At 43.7% G+C, this 23,767-nt stretch carries 17 protein-coding genes; 8 read left to right on the top strand and 9 right to left on the bottom strand.

All coding sequences use genetic code 11. The annotated features are described in order from the left end of the window. Window positions 1-200: 200 nt before the first annotated feature. Entirely contained in the window at window positions 201-1,868 is a 1,668-nt protein-coding gene (gene ettA, locus ACWPW6_RS03115) for an energy-dependent translational throttle protein EttA (protein ID WP_154623553.1), read from the top strand. Between the two features lie 77 nt (window positions 1,869-1,945). On the opposite strand, the gene nadR is transcribed toward ettA, so the two are convergent. The 3 genes from nadR to serB form a co-directional block, all read right to left on the bottom strand. Further along, entirely contained in the window at window positions 1,946-3,178 is a 1,233-nt protein-coding gene (gene nadR, locus ACWPW6_RS03110; protein ID WP_154623552.1) for a multifunctional transcriptional regulator/nicotinamide-nucleotide adenylyltransferase/ribosylnicotinamide kinase NadR, read from the bottom strand. 113 nt (window positions 3,179-3,291) lie between these two features. After that, window positions 3,292-4,680, bottom strand: a complete 1,389-nt coding sequence (gene radA / locus ACWPW6_RS03105; RefSeq protein WP_163860677.1) for a DNA repair protein RadA — start codon at window positions 4,678-4,680, stop codon at window positions 3,292-3,294. Window positions 4,681-5,034: 354 nt separating this feature from the next. After that, window positions 5,035-6,012 carry a phosphoserine phosphatase gene (gene serB, locus ACWPW6_RS03100; RefSeq protein WP_154623550.1) on the bottom strand — a complete coding sequence of 326 codons (978 nt, stop codon included), beginning with the start codon at window positions 6,010-6,012 and terminating at the stop codon, window positions 5,035-5,037. Window positions 6,013-6,135: 123 nt separating this feature from the next. On the opposite strand from serB, the gene ACWPW6_RS03095 reads away from it, so the two are divergent. Further along, window positions 6,136-6,888, top strand: a complete 753-nt coding sequence (locus ACWPW6_RS03095; protein WP_249999834.1) for an AhpA/YtjB family protein — start codon at window positions 6,136-6,138, stop codon at window positions 6,886-6,888. A gap of 44 nt (window positions 6,889-6,932) precedes the next feature. Here the strand turns inward: ACWPW6_RS03095 and ACWPW6_RS03090 are convergent, their stop codons facing one another. Continuing rightward, entirely contained in the window at window positions 6,933-7,715 is a 783-nt protein-coding gene (locus ACWPW6_RS03090) for an energy transducer TonB (RefSeq protein ID WP_249999832.1), read from the bottom strand. A 182-nt stretch (window positions 7,716-7,897) separates the two neighbouring features. On the opposite strand from ACWPW6_RS03090, the gene ACWPW6_RS03085 reads away from it, so the two are divergent. The 6 genes from ACWPW6_RS03085 (at window position 7,898) to ACWPW6_RS03060 (ending at window position 17,486) form a co-directional block, all read left to right on the top strand. Further along, entirely contained in the window at window positions 7,898-8,434 is a 537-nt protein-coding gene (locus tag ACWPW6_RS03085) for an RNA polymerase sigma factor (protein WP_154622152.1), read from the top strand. After that, a complete protein-coding gene (locus ACWPW6_RS03080) occupies window positions 8,434-9,420 on the top strand; it encodes a FecR family protein (RefSeq protein WP_249999830.1) in 987 nt (328 codons plus the stop codon). The genes ACWPW6_RS03085 and ACWPW6_RS03080 overlap by 1 nt, the downstream gene beginning before the upstream one ends. A 117-nt stretch (window positions 9,421-9,537) precedes the next feature. Further along, window positions 9,538-12,312, top strand: a complete 2,775-nt coding sequence (locus ACWPW6_RS03075; protein ID WP_249999827.1) for a secretin and TonB N-terminal domain-containing protein — start codon at window positions 9,538-9,540, stop codon at window positions 12,310-12,312. A 48-nt stretch (window positions 12,313-12,360) separates the two neighbouring features. After that, entirely contained in the window at window positions 12,361-14,067 is a 1,707-nt protein-coding gene (locus ACWPW6_RS03070) for an ABC transporter ATP-binding protein/permease (protein ID WP_249999825.1), read from the top strand. Then, window positions 14,057-16,846, top strand: a complete 2,790-nt coding sequence (locus ACWPW6_RS03065; protein WP_249999822.1) for a M16 family metallopeptidase — start codon at window positions 14,057-14,059, stop codon at window positions 16,844-16,846. The genes ACWPW6_RS03070 and ACWPW6_RS03065 overlap by 11 nt, the downstream gene beginning before the upstream one ends. A gap of 136 nt (window positions 16,847-16,982) precedes the next feature. Continuing rightward, the gene (locus ACWPW6_RS03060; protein WP_154622157.1) at window positions 16,983-17,486 is read left to right on the top strand and encodes a GNAT family N-acetyltransferase; all 504 of its coding nucleotides are present in this window, start codon (window positions 16,983-16,985) and stop codon (window positions 17,484-17,486) included. Window positions 17,487-17,583: 97 nt separating this feature from the next. Here the strand turns inward: ACWPW6_RS03060 and deoD are convergent, their stop codons facing one another. The 5 genes from deoD to ACWPW6_RS03035 form a co-directional block, all read right to left on the bottom strand. After that, window positions 17,584-18,300: a purine-nucleoside phosphorylase gene (gene deoD, locus ACWPW6_RS03055; protein ID WP_004926652.1), complete on the bottom strand. Its 717-nt coding sequence runs from the start codon at window positions 18,298-18,300 to the stop codon at window positions 17,584-17,586. Window positions 18,301-18,456: 156 nt separating this feature from the next. Beyond that, window positions 18,457-19,680: a phosphopentomutase gene (gene deoB, locus ACWPW6_RS03050; RefSeq protein ID WP_154622158.1), complete on the bottom strand. Its 1,224-nt coding sequence runs from the start codon at window positions 19,678-19,680 to the stop codon at window positions 18,457-18,459. A 62-nt stretch (window positions 19,681-19,742) separates the two neighbouring features. Continuing rightward, on the bottom strand, window positions 19,743-21,065 hold the full coding sequence (gene deoA / locus ACWPW6_RS03045; protein ID WP_247046971.1) for a thymidine phosphorylase: 1,323 nt from the start codon (window positions 21,063-21,065) through the stop codon (window positions 19,743-19,745). A gap of 53 nt (window positions 21,066-21,118) precedes the next feature. Further along, complete coding sequence (gene deoC, locus ACWPW6_RS03040) at window positions 21,119-21,898, bottom strand: deoxyribose-phosphate aldolase (RefSeq protein WP_154622159.1); 780 nt, start codon at window positions 21,896-21,898, stop codon at window positions 21,119-21,121. A gap of 468 nt (window positions 21,899-22,366) precedes the next feature. Then, on the bottom strand, window positions 22,367-23,641 hold the full coding sequence (locus ACWPW6_RS03035) for a NupC/NupG family nucleoside CNT transporter (RefSeq protein WP_195848137.1): 1,275 nt from the start codon (window positions 23,639-23,641) through the stop codon (window positions 22,367-22,369). Window positions 23,642-23,767 lie beyond the last annotated feature (126 nt).

Here is a 23,767-nt window from a genome sequence, read left to right as displayed (position 1 = left end):
CTTTTAGCCTAGAAATAGACAACTATTGACTTAAAGTGAGGAACAATTAGAGTGAGACTCAGAAAAATTTGCAGATAGGACGTAAAGCTTACGGCAGCAAACGCTACCTAAGGTATAATAAGGGTATAAGAGCGTTATTTGTATGCGAAAAGCGCTATCGAATATTGAACTTTCATTTATAAAACAATAGGTAAAATAAATTGGCTCAATACGTTTACTCAATGCATCGGGTTGGAAAAATTGTTCCGCCGAAGCGTCATATTTTGAAAAATATTTCTCTAAGCTTCTTTCCTGGAGCAAAGATTGGTGTTTTAGGTCTCAATGGTGCCGGTAAATCTACATTACTGCGTATCATGGCAGGTATTGATACCGATATCGAAGGTGAAGCACGTCCTCAACCAGGCATAAAAATTGGCTATCTTCCACAGGAACCTAAGCTCAATCCTGAGCATACTGTTCGCGAAGCGGTTGAAGAAGCCGTTTCAGAAGTCAAAAATGCCTTGACGCGTTTAGACGAAGTGTATGCCGCTTATGCGGATCCTGATGCTGATTTTGATAAATTAGCTAAAGAGCAAGGCGAATTAGAAGCCATTATCGCAGCACACGATGGACATAACTTAGATAACCAACTGGAACGTGCGGCCGATGCTTTACGTTTACCCGCTTGGGATGCAAAAATTGAAAACTTATCGGGTGGTGAACGTCGCCGTGTTGCTATCTGCCGACTGCTGCTAGAAAAACCCGATATGTTGCTCCTTGATGAGCCAACTAACCACTTGGATGCTGAATCCGTCGGCTGGCTAGAACGTTTCCTGCACGACTACGAAGGCACCGTCGTCGCGATCACCCACGACCGTTACTTCCTTGATAACGTTGCAGGTTGGATCCTTGAGCTTGACCGTGGAGAAGGTATTCCATGGGAAGGCAATTATTCATCTTGGTTGGAACAAAAAGATCAACGTCTAGCACAAGAAGCCTCTACTGAAGCTGCTCGCCGTAAATCGATCGAGAAAGAACTCGAGTGGATCCGCCAGAATCCAAAAGGCCGTCAGGCTAAAGGAAAAGCACGTTTGGCTCGCTTTGAAGAGCTTAACAGTGTTGAATACCAAAAACGTAATGAAACTAGCGAACTCTTTATTCCACCTGGTCCACGCTTGGGGGATAAAGTTATCGACGTTGAGAATTTATCCAAATCCTATGGTGACCGAGTTCTCATCGATAATCTGAGTTTCTCTATTCCTAAAGGTGCAATCGTCGGTATTATCGGTCCGAACGGTGCGGGTAAATCAACCCTATTCCGCATGATCTCAGGCCAAGAACAACCTGACTCAGGGACTATCACGCTTGGTGATACGGTGAAAATTGCTTCCGTTGATCAGTTCCGTGATGCAATGGACGATAGTAAAACGGTTTGGGAAGAGATCTCTAACGGGCAAGATATTATGCGTATCGGCAACTTTGAGATCCCAAGCCGTGCATATGTTGGCCGTTTTAACTTTAAAGGCGTTGACCAAGGAAAACGTGTTGGGGAGTTATCCGGCGGGGAACGTGGTCGTCTACACTTAGCGAAACTGCTACAAGTTGGCGGTAACGTCCTGTTACTCGATGAACCAACCAACGACCTCGATGTTGAAACATTGCGTGCGTTAGAAAACGCCCTGTTAGAGTTCCCTGGCTGTGCCATGGTTATCTCGCATGACCGTTGGTTCCTTGACCGTATTGCAACACATATTATTGATTATCAAGATGAAGGCAACATCACCTTCTTTGAAGGTAACTTCTCTGAATATGAAGATTACAAAAAACGCACCTTAGGTGCAGAAGCACTACAGCCTCATCGTATGAAATACAAGCGTATGAGCAAATAGTCACGCATGATTGACCAACACAAATACCTCAATAATGGGGTATTTGTGTCATTACTCTAACTTAACGATGAATAGGCTCACTCATCTAACATCAATAATTGCTGAACTAACGAGATACAGGTTAGAAAACGGCTGTCGTAGTCGGGTGATTCAACTCGAACAAACTCAACATGATTTTTCTTTAGCATTTCAATCAGCAATGCTTGGAATTCTTGCCGATCTTTTTCACTGCCTAAGCTACGTAACCCATCGGCCACCCATGGAGTGTTGTTTTCCAATAAGATGACTAAATCAAAACGGTATTCATCAATTAGAGCCTGAACAAAAGGATGTTCTTTTCCTTCGTAGCGCTTACAAAAAGCCTGTGTCGTAATAAAATCGGTATCGATAAATGCGACCTTATTGGCATATTTAACAGCAAAATCAATATATTGAGCATGACCTAACGCAATTTTGTCATAGTCAGAATATTGCAATGCCATCTCATCACCACCGAGGTGGGAAAAAACATAGTCTCGTCCAAATTCCCATGCGCTAGTCGTATTAAAAATATTAGCCAATTTATTCACTAATGTGGACTTGCCGCTCGATTCTCCACCGAGTATGGCGACTTTACGCACAAAGAAGGGTTTGACTTCTGTTGGAATATAATCCCAGTAGCGAAAAGGTGCCTGACGGATCTGATTACCGCTAATATTCATAAAGGTACGCTCAGGGTCGATTAAAATCGTTTCTATGCCTAAATATTTTTTGTACCTTGGCGCATCATTTTTTTCACCTGAGTAGATAAAACTTGGGTGGATATTCTGTTTTTTCAAAAACCCGAGCATGCCCTCACTCCACACTTCCCAACCATGTGGATAAGGTTCTATCCCCTGCTCATCAAATGAATGGATATGAATATTTTTTTGGTATTTGAATGTTTGTAATAACCAACGTAGGCGGTCGCTCACCGTAGGTTGTTGTGACATAGAACTATTCACAAACAAATCTTTATCGCGCGGTTCATCATGACAAAGAATAACATGCAGTTCATCGACTTGACTGCACGCACGTTGTATCAGGTAGATATGACCTGTATGCAAAGGATAAAACTTACCAAAGACGACCCCAATGATTTTTTGTTTATTGGGATATTCCAACCCCAGAAAACGATGGAGTGCCGCAATTTTTTGCGCACTTGGGCTTTTAATTTTATTGTTGATAAGCTGGCTGAGATAACCTTTGGTCATATCAGAGGCATCGGCAACTTGCTGTAGAGTATAACCCGCTTGCTTAATTGCATTCTTAAGATAGTCAAATTCAGCCATTTAATTTCCTTATATGCTTTCAATAATACGGCCTACAACTAGGTATTACGGCAGTATTACTGCGAGATAACGTTCTATTTAACAACGTAAAAATGTCAATGATGCTTAATCTCTTATTCAAATTCATCCATCACGCTTAAAGCGTCGGATAACTTTTTCACACCATACACTTTCATATCTGGAGGTAGCTTTTTAGGCATATTGGCATGAGGCACAATCGCGCGTTTAAAACCGTGTTTTGCCGCCTCAGAAATTCGCTCCTGCCCACTGGGTACTGGACGGATCTCACCAGCAAGCCCAACCTCACCAAATACCACCAAATCTCTTGGTAAAGGCCGGTCACGAAAACTGGAGACTAAAGAAAGGAGTAATGCCAAGTCTGCACTGGTTTCTGTTACCTTAACGCCACCAACCACATTAACGAACACGTCTTGATCGGACATTTGTAAACCACCATGCCGATGCAGAACCGCTAATAAAATGGCTAAACGATTTTGTTCAAGCCCAACCGCCACTCGACGAGGGTTTGACATCATAGAGTGATCAACCAACGCCTGAATTTCCACCAGCAATGGGCGAGTGCCTTCCCACACAACCATAACTGAACTACCCGATGTAATTTCATCACCACGACTCAAGAAAATGGCAGAAGGGTTATTCACTTCTTTTAAGCCTTGTTCCGTCATGGCAAACACACCGAGTTCATTCACCGCACCAAACCGGTTTTTATGGCTACGTAAGGTACGGAAACGATTATCGGCATCACCATCCAGCATAATCGAACAGTCGATACAGTGTTCTAACACTTTCGGTCCCGCTAAAGAGCCATCTTTTGTCACATGGCCTACCATAATAATAGCGACACCTCGGGTTTTGGCAAAACGGGTAAGGTAAGCTGCGGTTTCTCGAACCTGTGCAACACTGCCCGGAGAAGATTGGATATCTGCCATATGCATCACTTGAATTGAGTCAATCACCATCAATTTGGGTTGTTCTTGTTCGGCAGTTAAACAGATTTGTTCGATACTGGTTTCAGACAGCATGTTCAGGGAGTCAGTGGGTAGCCCTAGACGGTGGGCACGCATGGCAACCTGTTGCAGAGACTCTTCTCCCGTCACATAAAGCGTTTTCATCTCTCGTGATAGTAAGCACATTGTCTGTAGCAACAAGGTACTTTTACCAGCCCCTGGGTTTCCGCCAATTAAAATCGCGCTACCAGGCACAACACCACCACCAAGCACACGGTCAAACTCTTTAAAACCCGTGGTAAAACGAGGTAACTCTTCAAGGCTAATTTCGGATAGCTTTTGCACGCGGCTGACACCCGCGGCATTGCCAGCGTACCCTGTTAAGCGGTCATTACGTGGAGATGAATGACTTGAGGCGAGGCGCACTTCTGTGATGGTATTCCATGCGTGGCAAGCACTGCATTGCCCTTGCCAGCGTGGATAATCCGCACCACATTCATTACAGACAAACGCCCTTTTTGCACCTTTTGCCACAATATTGCTCCTATTATCCCTTTTAACCAACTGCTTTTAATTCAAAAGTCTGTACCCTACATATTTAGCCTGTTTACGACTTATAACAACCTAAAAACGTGTCCTTTTAAGCCGATAGTACGCTAAATCATCAACTTATTTTTACCTTCACAGATAACCGTCTTAATCGTCGATGCTATACCGCCATCACACATTGCATTTTAAGTTATCAGTATGTGTTCCCACACAACTCATCTTTTCTAAATAGTGTATGTTGTGGATAGGTATCAAACGTTCTTCCCCCCTAGCCACCTATTTAAGTATGCGACTAGGCGGGTGTGGATAACCGTACCACAACGCTAAATAGGGCGAATATTAGCGTTCCTCATGCTTCAGCCCACCACTTAACACACACATCACCCCCATCAAATCGGCGTGACGGATAGCCACTTTGGCACGCGCATAGACTTTAGGTTTTGCATGATAAGCAATCCCCAGACCTGCTTTACGTAACATTTTTAGGTCATTCGCACCATCACCGATAGCCACAGTTTGTTCTATCGGAATGTCTAAGCGCTCAGCCAATTTAACTAATGTTTGAGCCTTAAATTTCGCATCAACAATAGGCCCTTTCACTTTACCGGTTAACTTACCATCTTTAATTTCCAGTTGGTTAGCCACGGCAGCGACCAGTTTGAGTTGCTGGCGTAGGTTATCCGCAAAGAAAGTAAACCCTCCGGATGCAATTGCAACATGCCAATCCATTGCCTGTAATTTACGCACAAGGCTTGTTAGGCCGGGCATTAATGGCAGGGAGTCCATGACTTGTTGCAAAATCATCACGTCAGCCCCTTTAAGTAACGCAACCCGCGCCCTTAAACTTTCAGTGAAATCGAGTTCGCCTTGCATTGCACGTTCAGTGACCTCAGAAACTTGATCACCGACACCATATAAACGAGCAATTTCATCAATACACTCGATTTGGATTGCGGTGGAATCCATATCCATCAATAACAACCCCGGTGAACGTAAACGTGGAATTTGTCCAAGAGGCACGACATCCAATAAGCTTTCATCGGCTAATTTTTTGATACGAGGAGTGATGCTTCCTGCAATTCTGACGACTTGATAGTCATCAATTCGCCATGATGAAACAATGACAATTGCTATTCCTAAGCGCTGTTGAAAATCACTGATCCGCGCTTTATCCAAGCCACGCCCATACAATAACCAACCACTATCGCCTGCACGGTAATCTAAAGGCATCACTTCCTCCCCGCTCAGCGACAGTGGCAATCCAGGCCACTTCTGAATTTCATCGGGTAAATAGCAATAGGTCAAACTCGTTGACATGAAAATTAGCTCCTGTAATCGACTCAACTTTTTATAATAAAAATACGTTCCAAAACTACCCTATCTGTGTAAGCTCTGGCAACATGATGCCAGAGAATAGATAAAGAGCCCTTAGTGATTTCTATGAAACTAACATTTAAGCTTCACAAAACAGTGATCATCGTTATCTGCGTGGCATTAATAGCCCTATTAATGCAAGGCATATCCTATTTAGGTACTAGCCAAAATCAAAGCAGAGTTGAACAGTTTAAACAATTAACGCGTGTTTTGGCTGAACAAGTGGCATTCAGCTTATCCGATTATATCGTTTCCGGCAGCAAAGATTTTAATCGAGAACGAATTATCGCCAATTTAAAGAATGTGACGAAAGACAAGTATATTTTGGATGCCAGTATTTATTCGGCTGGAGGCACATTAATCGCCAGTGCAGGAGAATCCGTTTCTGTACGAGAACGCCTCGCTATCGATAGCGCTCAATCTACTCAACCTTTTCAATATCAATTAGTGGTACCTATTCTTGGTCAAGAAGAACCGAAAGGCTACCTACGTCTTACTATCGATACCGAACTTTTAACCACAGAAATCCAGCAGGCAGATAACAGCACTAACGTGTTACGTTTTTTTATTTTATTCGCGCTATGCATTGGGTTTGTGCTCGCCAACACACTCTTCCGTTCCAAGAAAAAGAAAGGAAAGAATACCCCACCACAGTTAGTGGTTGATGAAGACAGTGGTACTGAAGAGGACGATAACATGCAGCCAACTGCATCGAAAAGAGCTCACTCAGAGAAAAAGAAACCTGAACATAGGCCTTATCGACCTAAGAAGCGACGGGCTAAAAGCAAACCCAATAAACCTAAATCCCCCGAACATTAATTCGATCATACAAATCGCTGAGGGCGTTTTCCTCAGCGAAATGATTAAATGGATTTAGTATCAAATACGATAGGGGCGATGAATTCAACTTTACCATCAATCAGTAAAGTTTCTGGTGGTACAGGAAAAGGCGCTGCACGATTAATTGTTGCCAACGCTTCTTTGTCGAGAATTTTGGTTCCCGATGAATTAATCAAGCTGGCACTAATCACTTCACCTTGACGGTCAACCGTCACTTTAACCTGAGACACCCCCATTGAGCGAAAGCGCAAGGCCGCCCTTGGATAACGTTTTGCTTTCGCTAAACGCTGATGAACTTCACTGTGCCAACCTTGGTGTCCACTCACCGCGGCAGAAGCATTACTCGAAAAATTAGCACGGCTATTGGATGCACTGCCGGCTGTGGGCATTGACGTCACTGCGGATTCTTGAGTATTTAACGGTGCTTCTTCAACCACTTTTTTAACTTGTGGCTGCTGCTTTTTGGGTGGGCGTTTTTGTTCACTCACCTTGGTCAAGGTGCCATTATCGACTAAAGGGGTTTCAGGTAGTTTTTCCGTTTTTTCAACAAGTTCCGGTAAAACTTCCTCACGCGTCACCATTTGCTGTTTAGGTGCATGGTTCACTTCAGGCTCTGAGTGCTGCTCAAGCTGATAAACCCCTAATTGCAATGATATTGCTGGTGGTAACACCCCCGTTTTAGGAAGGGTTGTCGTTAACCAACCTATAAAAATCACTGCAAGTGTTCCGTGGAAAAAAAGACTTAAAAACAAACCGCCCAGTGGACGGAAAATCGGGCGCTCTAGATTGCCCGCGATACTGCTCATATTCTGCCTCACGACTTTATTTTTTGCAGATTATAGGCATAATACAAACAAAAATGATATTCATTATTATTAATAATAACTCATAATTAAAATATCTATTTGAATTAATACAATAAAGTAATTTGAGCAAATCCTTTATTACGTATAAATGCGTAATGTTAACTTTTTGACACCAGCGAAAAATGACTATCGATAAATCTCTTGCCCGAAAAATTAGCGGGGCATATCAGTCAACTTATAGCCAGCTTGTCCGCTTTTTCCGCAATCGACTCGGTAACAGCAATGATGCTGATGATTTATCACAGGATGTGTTTACACTATGGCTTAATCGAAAAGAGCAATCTCCGATAAAAGAAAGTCGTGCTTACTTGTTTAAAATCGCCAATCATGTGTTGATCGATCATTGGCGACGTCATCAACGGCTAGCAAAATCAGAAACTGATATCGATGAAGCCTTACTGGAACATAATCTTGAGGCGACCCAAGATGATCCTAGTGAAATATTGGAGCATCAACAGCGTATACAACGGCTTAGTGAAGCAATCGACTCGCTTCCTCCGCGAAGACGTGAAGCCTTTTTGCTTTATCGATTTGATGGTTTATCGCAAAGCGAAATAGCTGAGCGTATGGAGATCTCCATCAGTATGGTTGAAAAGCATATCGCCGCGGCTTTGCTACACTGTAAAAAGCACCTTGATAATCAGAGCAATAATAATTAATGACACACACATCCCCCTCCGAGCCGGATGCATTGGATTCTGTTGATGAGCAAGCAGCACTGTGGTTTACTCGCCAGCATAGTCAACAAATGAGTGCCGAGCAGGTAAAACAATTTACTATTTGGTTAAATGCATCCCCTGAGCATGCAAAAGCCTATGAGGCAATGGCAGAGGTTTGGCGTGAGTTTGATTCGATGCCTCGTCCTGCGTCTGTGGAGGTATCACCTAAAAAACACCCTTTCTTTCGCCTTTGGCGTCCATTGGGCAATACACTCGCCGCATTGTTTATTGTGACTATTTTATTCTTGCCTTATAGCCACTTACCTTCAATGATGCTCAACAATATGACACTTGCAGCCACTAATGAGCCAAAAGAAGTGACATTATCAGACGGCTCAACACTCTTTTTAAACCGTCAAACCCAGGTACGTGTGGCCTATGAAACCGAAATTCGCCAAGTTTATTTAGAAAAAGGGCGTGCTTACTTCAAGGTTAAATCTAATCCCTATCGCCCTTTTGTGATTTTAGCCGATGAAAGGCGCATTCGAGTCGTCGGGACGGAATTTGAAGTGGATAGGCATCACCAACAAGTCACCGTGAGCGTCAGTAAAGGCATCGTGAGTCTGAAAACAGGAGAAGCCCAAGAAGCCACTTACTTATTTGCGGGAGATAGCGCAATAAGTCCAACGATAAACAGCACAATCACTGTCCAGAAAATACCCCCTTTAGACGTTGCAAGATGGCGCTTCGGTGAACTGAGTTTTACCGATAAACCCTTAGCTGACGTGCTCACTGAGCTGAAAGCTTATTCAACGGTGAATGTTGAACTTTCGCCTTCAACGCTCGCACAGAGCAAAATTTCAGGAAGGATCAATCTACGTCAACCTGAACAATTTTTCCAAGCTCTGCCTATACTTTTACCCGTGCAGGTTATCTATCAAGATAAAAATAACATACTGATTATTCAGAACAAAAAAAATAAATGAAAATTATTTCGATTTACAGGTGAGGATAATTCTCATTTCACCCTCTTCTTAAGCAAATACGCACTATTTGCCATTTTTTAGCACTTTTTTGGTGCCGCTTAAGAATAAGGGATATGCATGTCTACTCGATTCACCCACAAACGGTTTCAGCCTGTTGCGCTACTTGTCGCTATCAGTAGTGCGATAAGCTGTCATTCCGCTATTGCTCAAGAAGTTGTTTTTTCACTCCCGGAACAACCTCTCGCAACTTCTGTCGCACAAATTAGTCAGCAAGGAAACCTTCAACTCCTCTATGACAAAAGCCAACTCAATGGGCTACGAGCTCCATCATTATCAGGCCAATACACCGCACAAACCGCATTACAAAAAATACTTATCGGTAGTGGATTAGAGTTGGTTAGTGATAACGGGGTGTTTGTTATTCGCCCACAAAACCTGAATCAAGGCACCTTAGTGCTTCCCGAAACACAAGTTTCTGGTGTCGTGCAAAATCACCCAGCAACCGATGTGATGTCTGCACCACAATATGTGACCTCGGAAGAGATCAGCCAGCGTAACACGGGTGATGGCAATATTACGGATCTGATGAAAACTAACCCAGCAGTGCAATTTGCTAATAATGACAGCAACTCAATGAACCAAGGGGAAATCAAGCCTTCACGTATTTCAATTCATGGTTCGAGCAGTTATCAAAACGCTTATCGCCTTGATGGTGTGAGTTTCAACAATGATTTTGATCCCGCAGATAGTGGCCTTGGTGAAACAGCCACTCGCTTAAGCAGTAGCGATCAAGGGATCTATATCGATAGCCGTCTTATCGATAGCATGGCGGTGTATGATAATAACATTCCTGTTGAATTTGGGGGCTTTACGGGAGGAACCGTTGAGGTGAATAGCCGCCGCTGGCAAGGTGAAAACAGCGCTCACGCTTATTACCGGTTAACGCGTTCAGGCTGGAACAACTTATTCCATGACCCCGCACTCGGAATCGATACGACCAAAAATGATACCGCTAACCCTGCTCGTTTCCAGAATCGCTACGATAAAGATGATTTTGGGGGTTGGTTTGAATTAGGTGTCAGTGAACATTCAGGGATTGTATTTTCAGCATCACGCCGCAGTTCCACGATACCAATGACGGTAACGGGAGGGGATTCCGTTATCTTTGATGAAAATCATCAAGTGAAAATGGTTGATTTCGCTTCAGGTGAGAAGAAGCAGCACCGCACATCGGATAACTACTTCCTGAAATATTCACTCGATCTCTCCGATAAAAGTACGTTGGATCTCTCAGCTAACTATGCTTCTTACGACAGCCGCCTATTTTCAGCCTCAGTGATGAATTCAGGTTATGATTCAACCCATGATGGTCTTGGTTTTACTGCGGTTTTTAAACATCAATTTGATATTGGCCAATTCGAGTTAACCGCTAACACCCAAACACTCAAAGATGATCGTACAGATGACCAGAAGTATTCGCTCACCGTCCGTGCTATTGATTATACCACCTATGAAACCGCGGAAAGTAGCAGCGGTGGTTTAGGCGATCTCACCTCAAAACAGAAAAATCATGGGTTAAAAAGTGTGATGCGCTTTAATGCTATGGAAGATGGGTTAGGCCTCACTCATAAACCCACTTTAGGCGCAGAGCTCAATTACACCAAAGGCACTTATCGACGAGATAAAGACTACTTCCGCTATACCTACACGGGTAGCATAGATAACAATGGCATGTATAACGGTTACCTCAGCAATGTTACTCGTTTCCAAGCAGGAAACCACGCTGCCGACTACACTAATTACGCCTTATTCCTTGATGACAATATTCAATATGGCAAGTTAACCATTCGTCCAGGGATCCGTTTAGATCGCGACGACTTCGTTAATCGTACCAATATAGCGCCCCGCTTATCCGGTAACTATGATGTTTTTGGCGATGGCAAAACACAGATTATTGCAGGTGCAAACCGTTATTACGGCCGCTCAATGCTAACCTATGCCTTATATGGTGCACAAAATGATGGTATGCAATTATGTAATAGCTATGGTGAGTTTGCCCCCTGCTCGCTTGATCCGAATAAAAACGATTGGGATAACAAAAAAGATTATGAAGGACTGGATTCACTTAAAACCCCTTATAACGATGAGCTAACCCTTGCGCTGCAACAGGAGATCCTATCAACCACATGGCGTTTACAGTATGTACACCGTGAAGGTTATGATGAGGTCAGAACACGCACCAAATACGATACTCGCGACTTTGATAAACGTAGCATTCGTACCTTTGATAATGGCGGTCGTAGTTCACACGACACCGTGACACTTTCCGTTAATAACAGCCAACCTTGGGAGTGGGCAGAAGCTTCTCATGTGATGACCGCCTCACTGACATGGCAGCAAAGTGAAAGTAATACGCCAAAAGATGCGGGCTATAACTCGTTTGACCCAGCCAATAAAGTTAATCTCAACAAGGTATGGTATGACGGTAAAGTCATCGATGCTTCAAAATTACCGTCAACCAGCTTTAACTCTCCATTTAAGTTTAACCTAGAACTGACCAGTGTTTGGGATGATTATGATCTCACTTGGTATAACCGCCTGCAATGGTGGGGAGCTCGCGACCAAGCCGTTCGCTATGACAATGCCTATGCATTTGATCCTGAATATGGGCAAGTTCGCAAATACAGCAAACAGCATTTTGCTAGCAAATATACATGGGATACCCGTCTTGGCTGGAAACCTGATTTTGCCTATGGATTTGGCTTCTCTGTGGAAGTGAACAATATCTTGAACAACAAAAATATCGCGGACCGTTTTGTGTTCGAAGATAGGGTGTTGAAATCTTACGATCCGGGTCGCCAGTTCTGGCTACAAATCAATTACGACCTTTAAATCTTGTTAGCTATGTGAGCCAATTACAACAACAATACGAAGAACGTCATGAAGACACTGAAACAATTTTTCTATTTAGTTAAACCTTTTTGGGGGCAGCGTACTGCCCTTTTCTGCTGGCTACTGCTTGCCGCCTCACTGGGGCTAACCCTGTCATCGGTCTGGTTCAATGTCAAAATGAACATGTGGAACGGTGATTTCTATAATGCGTTACAAAAACTTGATGGCCAGGCGCTCTATGGCCTCTTGCAATATTTTGTGGTGTTAGTCAGCGGATTAATTTTCGTCGTCGTTATGGGGAACTATCTCAAGCAAATGCTGATTATCCGTTGGCGTAAAGGCATGACAGAGGTCGTTCTCAATCGCTGGCTGTCTCCAAACAGCAAACACTATATGCTACGGTTAACCTCACAAGAGCCAGATAACCCCGATCAACGTATTGCAGAAGATATTCGTTTACTGATTGAGTCGACACTGAATTTGCTGGTCACCTTCCTGCATTCAATGTTAACACTGGTCTCCTTTGCCACCATTCTTTGGACACTATCAGGCAGCCTCTCATTCAACTTAGTGGGCACGGATTGGTCTATTCCCGGTTATATGTTTTGGGCTTGTATTATTTACACGCTTATTGGTATCGCCTTAACACAATGGATTGGCTTCCCTTTGCGTCGTTTAAACATGGATAAACAACGCCGTGAAGCGGATTACCGTAGCGCGTTAATTCATTGCCGCCATCACGGCGATGCTATCGCGGGACAACGTGGTGAACAACAAGATAAAAAAGAGTTAATGCATCGCTTTGGTGAAATTATGCGTAACTGGAACCGATTGATCCGCTGTGAACGCAATCTTTCGTTTTATACCGTTGGTTATCAACAGGTGACAGCACTGGCTCCAGTCTTACTCGCATTACCTAAATTTCTTGCTGGCGAAATTATGTTAGGTGGCTTGATGCAATTACGCCAAGCCTTCAGCAGTGTGGCGACCTCATTAGGCTGGTTTATTTTTGCCTATAAAGAGATAGCGGCATGGCAAGCGACGGTATCACGTTTATACAATTTTGTGATCCTATTAGAAAATGACAAAGCAGCAGATGTTCAGCTTATCGAAGAGCAATCGGCGCTTAATGCTGCGGTTAAAGTGACCACCTCAGATAATCGCACCTTAATTGAGCAGGTTAATTTAACCGCTAAACAAGGTGAACTGACCTTAATTTCAGGTCGCTCCGGTATTGGTAAATCAACGTTGCTACGCACGTTGAGTGGTCATTGGCCCTTCTTTACTGGCACAATTAAACGCACAAACAGCCTAATGTGGATCCCCCAACGCCTTTATCTTCCTACTAGCCGATTGGACTGCTTACTGGCATACCCTCAAGATATTGCTCAATTCACTGAAACCGACTTTAAGCAAGTACTCAGTAAGGTCGGGTTAGGCAAGTTGCATTATCAGTTAAATTTAGAAACCGATTGGCACAACCGATTATCGGGTGGTGAACAGCAACGCCTTATGTTTGCACGCTTGTTACTTAATCGCCCCAAATTACTGCTGTTGGATGAAACAACTTCAGCCCTTGATGAAAACAGTGCTCTTGAGCTGATTCAACTCATTAAGCATGAGCTGCCAGACAGCGCGATTGTACTCGTCACTCATCAACGTTTTCTGTCACAAGTTGCTGAACAGATTATTCCTCTGCAAGAAGCGCCAACTCGCGCCAACATAACCACAGGAACCCCTGAATATGCTTCGTAACATCGTACTCATCACATTTGTTGGCCTAAGCCTCATTGGTTGTGGGATGCCCGCAGCTTCCAATCTCAGCGGACACGATTTATTACCTGTTCGAACGGATTTACACCATTATCAGCTTGATAATGGTCTCAACGTTTATTTATTACAACGCTCTCAGCCGGGTGTTGAACTGCGTTTGCTAGTAAAAAGTGGTTCTTTGCAAGAGAATGAAGAACAACTCGGACTTGCGCATTTTACTGAGCACATGGCCTTTAAAGGCACCAAACATTTTCCGGGCACTACCGGTTTTAAACAATTAGAGCAACAGGGTCTGAAACTGGGCAGTCATGTCAATGCGATCACGAGCCTCAACTCAACACTGTATAAGTTGTCTTTACCCGAGGCCACACCAGCACAAGTTTCAATCGCCCTACAGGTAATGGCGGATTGGGCCTCCAATATCTCGTTTGATGAAGACGCGTTTGAAAAGGAACGCCCTGTGATTATTGAAGAGTGGCGTTTGCGTCAAGGGATGGGCTATCGCATCAATAATAGTCTCGAACATTTACGCTACCACGGCAGCCGCTACGCCGAACGCAATCCGATCGGTTCACTGGATATCGTACGCCAAGCCCCAATCGCGCTGGCAAAAGAATATTATACAACTTGGTATCAACCACAACGTATGACCCTGTTGGTGATTGGCGATTTCAATCAATCCACCGTACGTGACGAAATCAATCAGCTTTTCGCCATGCCAAAACCAAAGAGCCTGTCTCAAGATAATCCAGAGTGGAAACAATTTGTTCACGCTAATTTTCTGCTCGTCCAACCGGTGTTTGATAAAGAGCAAGGCGCCCGTTATGTCCAGTTTGCTTTGCAAAAAGACATTATCGCACCTCTCAATACACGAGAAGGGCAATACGAAGATTTACTGGACAGCCTATGGCTCGCCATTTTAAATCAGCGTTTCTCTGTTTTAGTGGATAATGGCGTATTACCCGCGATTAGTATCAATGAACAAGGCTCAATGCTAGATAACCAGCGCTTACAACAATTAATGATTATCCACCCTAAAGGAGAGGATTATCTGGGGGCCACTCAGGTTTTATTTACTGAGCTACAGCGATTAGCAACTGAGCCTGTGACCCAAGAGGAGCTTGATAGCGCTCGACAAAATATCTTGAAAAAACTTAGCCAGCAGGCCGCTTCAGAACAGCGCTATGGCAACGACTATTTAGCGGGTCAATTAACCACCGCACTTGAATATGACATGCCAATGTGGAATAAACGCCAACAATTGGATAAAAGCTACCAGCTTATTGGGAAAGTTAAACCGCAAGATTTACAGCTGCACGTGGCGAACTTTTTAAATGAAGCCTCACCACGCTTAGCGCTCATTGGTCCTGATACTGACGCAACGAAAGTCAATCATGCGGACTTTAGTGAGCAGTGGCAAAATACTCGCCTAAGTTCACCGGGGCCATTCACCCTACGCTCTCAAGCCATCACACTGCAACTACCGCCAATTCCCAAAGGCTCTATCATCGAGCAAAGTGACCTCCCCGTCGCTAAAACTGAGCACTGGCAACTGAGCAATGGCATTAAGGTCATTGTTAAAGCAGATAATCACCTTAAAGAAGATATTCAGTTCAACTTACAGCTACCCGGTGGCCGTTCTCTCGAAACGCCTCAAACGGCAGGGTTGACTGATTGGGCGTTAAAGCTCCCTGAAAGCAGTGGTTATGCTGAATACAGTGCGCGCGATTTAGCCTTACTCGCCAAACAAAACCAAATCTCAATTCGTCCTTATAGCGAATTATTGACCCACGGTTTTCGAGGCAAAACACCTATTGATAACTTAGACACCGCGCTGCAATTACTACATCTAAAACTGACTTCACCACAGTTTAGCGGTGAAAAATTAGAACAACAAAAACAGTCTTTTGCTTTGAATCTCACTAAAATCCCTGTTGAACGTACTTTCCTTGATAACATTAATAAAGAAAGTTATCAAAATGGCGCGTTATTAGTTATTGATCCACAAGGTGGCTGGAAAAATTTTACCGCGGGCCAGCTGCAACAGGCTAATCGCCAACTGTTGGATTCTACTGCCGATATGACACTCATCATCAGTGGTGCCATCAATAAGCGAGAATTAAAATCATCGTTGGAACAATGGGTCGCATCAATTCCCACCAGCAATCAAAAACTGGCTTGGCGAGACCAAGGGATCATGCCCAAAATGGAGAGCTTTAATAAACGCTATCCAATTAGTAGTAGCGATAAGAGTATGGTCAGCATCCAGTTTGCGGCTCCTGCACAATGGACACAGCAAGATCAACTCGCCATGCAATTGTTAGATACCATTGTGAGTCAACGCCTACGCGGCGAACTGCGCGAAAAAGCCAGTGGTATCTATGCTCTCGGTTTCTCACAATTGCTTGCCAAAAAACCGCAACCCTACTATTTTGCGCGGCTTAATTTTACCACCTCCCCAGAACGTACTGAGGAAATGAATCAAATCGCCCAAAAAACCATTCATCAGTTACGCCAATCAGGTGTCACCGGCCAAGAGCTGACTGAAGCAAAAAATATTTGGCTCACAGAACACGCCCAAATAACCGATAGCTCAGGTTATTGGACTGAAGCATTAGCGCAAATTGCCTCTGATGACCGACAATATCAGCGCTTAAATCAACAGCAAGCGATTATTCGCCAATTACAAGTTGACGATATTAACCGTATCGCCAACCAATATCTGGGGAAAAACCCGAAAGTCTTTACGATGACACCGTAGCTATTGAAGGGGGATTGTTCCCCCTTTATTTACCCAACACATTGTCTTACAAAAGTTTTTACATATAACCGTTTGACTCTCTGACGGCTTATATGATTAATGGTATTGTTTTCCAATAAAAAAGAGACATAACATTATGAATGACATCGTGATCCGTAGAGCAACCTTAGACGATATTCCAGCCGTCACACAAATGCATGCTGATTATTCAGCGTACGCTAATACATTACAGCTCCCTTACCCTTCGCTCAAAACATGGGAAGCTCGTCTAACTGCAAATGATCCTCTCGTCACTCATTTTGTTGCGACTCTTGATAATACTGTCGTTGGGATCCTCACCATCCATCAACCAAGTCAGCAACGACGTAAACATGTCGCCAGTTTTGGCATTACCGTCAGTGAGATGCATCAAGGAAAAGGAATTGGTTCTGCGCTGATGCAAGTGATGGTCGACTATTGTGATAACTGGTTAAATATTCATCGCATTGAATTAGAAGTCTATGCGACTAACGACAATGGGTTGGGGCTCTATAAAAAATTTGGTTTTGAGCAAGAAGGTGTGATGCGTGATTACGCTTTTCGCGATGGACAGTATGTCGACGCAATTATGATGAGTAGAATTAATAAAAACCGCAAGTAATCACGCCAATTTGAATGTCATACACTTCTCTTGCTCTTTCCCCAAAAAAATGCCACGTGATAGACGTGGCATGATCCAATAAGAAATCACTGGATGATTATTTATCGCCTAATAGAACGGAATCCAATGCGATTTCAATCATTTCGTTGAACGTTGTTTGACGCTCCGCAGAGGTGGTTTGCTCACCGGTTTTGATATGATCGGAAACGGTACAGATTGTTAATGCACGCGCGCCGAATTCCGCTGCCACACCATAAATACCAGCAGCTTCCATCTCAACACCCAAAATGCCGTATTTTTCCATGACTTTGAACATATCGGGATCTGGCGAGTAGAACAGATCAGCAGAGAATAAGTTACCGACACGAACATTGACATTTTTCGCCTTCGCCGCTTCAACGGCATTATGCACCAGTTCATAGTCTGCAATCGCCGCGAAATCGTGATCTTTAAAACGTTGACGGTTCACTTTTGAATCAGTACAGGCACCCATACCGATAACGACATCACGCAGTTTCACATCATCCATTACTGCACCACATGAACCAACACGAATAATCACTTTGACACCAAAATCAGTGATTAACTCTTTCGCATAGATAGAGCAAGAAGGAATACCCATTCCGTGACCCATCACGGAGATCTTACGACCTTTGTAAGTGCCCGTGAAGCCTAACATACCGCGAACATTATTCACCTGACGCACGTCTTCGAGGAAAGTTTCAGCGATATATTTCGCACGCAGCGGGTCTCCTGGCATCAATACGACGTCAGCAAAATCACCCATTTCTGCATTAATATGAGGCGTTGCCATTATTATTATTCCTTATAAATCATTAAATTGAAAAGTTTAACATCATTACCTGATAATAGTAGCGACTGATAATACTCGCTGTCTACGGCAAATGACCCAATACCATCAACAATAAATAAGGCAGTTTCCTGCCTTATTTATATTTATGTTAACCAATTACAGCATTGGTTTGCCGTATTCCATCGGTGAGAGGTCGAAATATTTAGCGACGGTTTGACCGATATCCGCGAATGTTTCGCGATGACCTAAAAAGCCGGGTTTGACTTTCGGACCATAAATGAGAACGGGAATGTGCTCACGAGTATGGTCAGTACCATGCCAAGTTGGGTCACAGCCATGGTCTGCGGTTAAGATCAAGATGTCATCTTCTTTGACCAATTCCATCAGTTCTGGTAAACGGCGGTCAAAGAGTTCTAATGCTGCTGCATAACCGGGTACATCACGACGGTGTCCATAAGCAGAGTCGAAATCAACAAAGTTAGTGAACACAATCGTCTTATCACCCGCCTGTTGCATTTCTTTCACGGTGGCATCGAACAGAGCATCAATACCTGTTGCTTTCACCTTCTTAGTGATACCTACATGTGCATAGATATCCGCAATTTTACCGATAGAAACAACTTCACCTTGTTTCTCTTCAACTAATTTTTGCAATATCGTTGGTGATGGTGGCTCAACGGCTAAGTCATGACGGTTACCCGTACGCTCAAAACTGCCTGCTTTGTCGCCAATGAATGGACGCGCGATAACACGACCAATGTTGTAGCCGCCATTTGTCAACTCTTCACGAGCGATTTCACATAGCTCATACAGTTTGTCTAGACCATAAGTCTCTTCATGACAGGCGATTTGGAATACGGAGTCAGCTGAGGTGTAGAAAATCGGTTTACCCGTTTTCATGTGCTCTTCACCCAATTTATCCAAGATCACGGTACCTGAAGAGTGGCAATTACCTAAATAACCAGGCAAGTTAGCACGCTTCACAATGATATCTAACAACTCTTGTGGGAAGCTGTTTTCTTCATCTGCGAAATACCCCCAGTCAAAGAGCACAGGCACACCCGCGATTTCCCAGTGACCGGATGGTGTATCTTTACCTGAAGAAATTTCACTCGCATAAGCGTAAGCACCGATGATCTCTGCATTAGGATCAAGGCCTGCTGGGAATTTACCGCAAGACTCTTCAGCTGCTTTACCCAGACCCAGTTTGGTTAAGTTAGGCAAATGCAGCGGCCCCTTACGGCCTTTATCTGCATCACCACGCGCACAGGCATCTGCAATATGGCCTAATGTGTTTGAACCTTCATCATTAAATTTGTGCGCATCACCTGCTGCACCAATCCCAAAAGAATCCAACACCATAATAAATGTACGTTTCATAACTTCTCTCCTGCGTCATCATTCCCTATAGGGAAGTGCCACTGATAAAACTTATTTGTCAATTATTCACTGATTTGGCGGTAAACCATTGGTGAAACTTCTGGTTTTTTATCACCAATAACCATAGCAGCACGTACTTCTTTTGCTGCATCTTCCCATGCTTTTTCACTATTTGCATGAATAATCGCTAATGGCGTTTGGCTATCAACGGAAGTTCCCAGTGCCGCGATATCGCTTAAACCAACACTATAATCAATCGAGTCAGTTGCTTTACGACGACCACCACCTAATGTCACCACAGACATACCCAGCGCACGGGTGTCCATTGCCGTCACAATACCGGATTTCTCCGCATACACGGCTTTGTGCAATACGGCTGTTGGTAAATACTTGTTATAGTTTTCAACGAAATCAGTTGGGCCTTTTTGAGCCGCCACCATACGACCAAAAATCTCTGCGGCTTGTCCATTATCCAACACCGCCTGCAATTTCTGGCGAGCTTCTTCTCTATTTGCAGCCAAGGATCCGGATACAAGCATTTCAATACACAGCGCCATCGTGACTTCGTACAAACGAGGGTTCCGGTATTCGCCGGTTAAAAATTGCACCGCTTCGCGGACTTCAACGGCATTACCCGCACTTGAAGCAAGTACTTCGTTCATGTCGGTCAATAAAGCCGTTGTTTTACAACCCGCACCATTAGCCACCTGTACGATAGACTCAGCCAACTGCTCTGATTTTTCATAAGTTGGCATAAAGGCACCTGACCCCACTTTGACGTCCATCACTAAGGCATCAAGACCTTCAGCTAATTTTTTGCCTAAAATAGATGCGGTAATCAGTGGAATAGAATCAACTGTTGCGGTGATATCACGCGTTGCATAAAAACGTTTATCAGCGGGTGCCAGTGAGTTTGTCTGCCCGATAATCGCAACCCCAACATTTTTGATAATGTCACGGAAACGCTCATCATCTGGGAAAATATCAAAATTAGGAATCGCTTCAAGCTTATCCAGCGTTCCTCCGGTATGGCCCAAGCCACGCCCCGAAATCATCGGCACATAGCCACCACACGCAGCAACCATTGGGCCTAACATCAAAGAGGTCACATCACCAACCCCGCCAGTTGAATGTTTATCAACGAGAGGGCCATTTAAATTGAGTGATTTCCAGTTTAGTACAGTGCCTGAATCACGCATTGCCAATGTTAATGCAACACGTTCAGCCATTGTCATATCATTAAAATAGATGGTCATTGCCAATGCGGCTATCTGACCTTCAGAAACAGAATTATCTCGTACTCCATTGATAAAGAAACGAATTTCTTCTTCACTCAGTACTTTACCATCACGTTTTTTACGGATAATTTCTTGTGCCAGAAACACGGTATGCTCCTTAATTCAAACAGAGTCTAGGTAATCGCTTAATCACACTATTATTAATAGTTACTGCTTGATTTTTTAGTCTCAAAACCAAGTGTATTCAACAGATTAGCTAATAAACTTGATGCGCCAAAACGGAAATGGCGAGCATCGACCCAGTCTTTACCTAAAATTCTATCTGCTAATGCTAAATATTGAGCAGCTTCTTCAGCAGTACGAACGCCACCCGCCGGTTTAAAACCAACGGTTTTCGCTACGCCCATATCATGGATCACTTGCATCATGATTTCAGCACTTTCAAGAGTGGCATTCACCGGTACTTTACCTGTGGAGGTTTTAATAAAGTCCGCACCCGCTTTAATTGAGATTTCAGAAGCTTTGCGAATCAGTGCAGGATCTTTTAATTCGCCGGTTTCAATAATCACTTTCAGAAGGACATTGGCTGCCGCGCAAGCATCTTTACACGCTTTCACTAAATCAAAACCAATTTTTTCATTACCAGCCATCAACGCTCGATAAGGGAAAACCACATCAACTTCATCTGCACCATAAGCAATAGCAGCACGTGTTTCCGCCAACGCTATCTCGATGTCATCATTTCCATGCGGGAAGTTAGTGACTGTTGCGATACGCACTTCGGGCGTACCTTGCTCACGCAGTGCTTTACGTGCAACAGGAATAAAACGAGGGTAGATACAGATAGCCGCAGTTTGGCCTGCTGGGCTTTTTGCTTGATGACACAACGCGATCACTTTTTCATCGGTATCGTCATCATTGAGGGTGGTTAAATCCATCAGATTCAGCGCGCGTTGCGCAGCAGCAGTTAAATCAGTCATAAAAAACTCTCCAACGTTGTGAATTCTGTCAGAACAACACGTTCTTTGTTGGCGAGCGGGCTTGGTTCCTTAAAGATGCTACTCGAAAACCCGAATGTAGCAGCTGAATTCCTTCTCACCGCACAATACCCTAGAGCACATTCACTCTGAGAACTAGCAGTCCATAGCAGCTAATTTATCGCTATTTGACCATGGAACTCGGCTATTTTGTGTGCTACAAATCACATTAATTGCCTGAACGTTACATTGTTAAATACAAATATGTGAACAATATCGCAATTATACGCTATTTAGTCTCAGTTTTATTCTCTCAAATGGCTTTTTTATGTCTTTTTTAGCCTTCCAATGCCATCAATACACTTGATTAAGCGTAGTTCAAAATTGACGGTATGAAATAAAAAGAAGAAAGAATATAACTGAAAATAATGAAAGAGAAAGGGCATTTGCCCTTCCTCAAAAAACGAGAGATTAAATTATTGCAAGTGTTAAGAAGAAGCCCGCAATAGTCGCACTCATTAAGTTAGAGAGCGTACCCGCCAGAACAGCTTTCATTCCTAAACGAGCGACATCACTACGACGATTTGGTGCCATACCACCTAAACCACCAAGTAAAATAGCCACCGAAGATAAGTTAGCAAAACCACACAGTGCAAATGAAATGATCGCTTTAGTATGATCGGAAAGTACCTGTTTGCCTGCCGCAAGAACATCTGCATCCGGTTTCATGTATTCACCGAAATTCATAAAGGCAACAAATTCGTTAACAACCACTTTTTGACCAATAAACGAACCGGCAACTGTTGCTTCACTCCATGGCACACCAATCAAATAAGCTATCGGCGCAAATACCCATCCCAGAATTAATTCCAAAGAAAGTTGTGGATAATGGAACAAGCCACCAACACCGCCTAAAATACCGTTAATTAGAGCGATCAAGGCGATAAATGCCAATAACATTGCACCTACGTTCAAGGCTAATTGCATCCCCGAAGCAGCACCTGAAGCAGCTGCATCGATCAGGTTTGCTGGGCGCTCATCTTCAGCAACCAACTCTGTCGCATTAACGTTATCACGCACTTCCTCAGTTTCGGGTACAAGCAATTTAGCGAACAGTAATCCTCCCGGAGCCGCCATAAACGATGCAGCAATCAAGTATTCCATTGGAACACCCATTTGCGCATAACCGGCCAATACAGAGCCTGCTACAGAAGCCAAACCACCACACATAACCGCAAATAATTCAGAATTGGTCATGGTCGAGATATAAGGACGTACAACTAATGGTGCCTCAGTCTGCCCAACAAAGATATTCGCTGTAGCAGATAAAGATTCCGTTCTGGAGGTACCAAGCACTTTTTGCAAGCCGCCACCCAATACTTTGATGACTAGTTGCATAATACCGAGGTAATAAAGAACCGCGATCAATGAAGAGAAGAACACAATGATTGGCAGAACACGTAAAGCGAAAACAAATCCACCACCGCCAAACAGTTCAAACATTTTGTCGGAAACAAGGCCGCCAAAAATAAAATTCATGCCATCTTGGCCGTAACTAATAACTTTAGAAACGCCATCTGACATCCCTTGTAATACGCGACGACCTGCTGGTACATAAAGTACAAATGCACCGATAGCGATCTGTATAAGAAAAGCCCCGCCAACAGTACGGAGTTTAATCGCTCGACGATTGCTGGAGAATAGTACGGCAATACCAATCAGTACTGCCATCCCAACCAGACTCATAATGAGTTGCATGGAAGTATCCCTGTTCACTTAATGCTAGATTGATGTAGAAAGGAAACTGGTAAGTTCCCTTGACTCTTTGTGCGATGATTATACCTAGTCCCTTCCAAGAACCCGCAATCTTCG

The sequence above is a fragment of the Providencia sp. Marseille-Q8014 genome (genome assembly GCF_965112055.1).
Note: the sequence above shows the minus strand (reverse complement) of the source record. Positions and strands in the feature narration are given on the sequence as shown.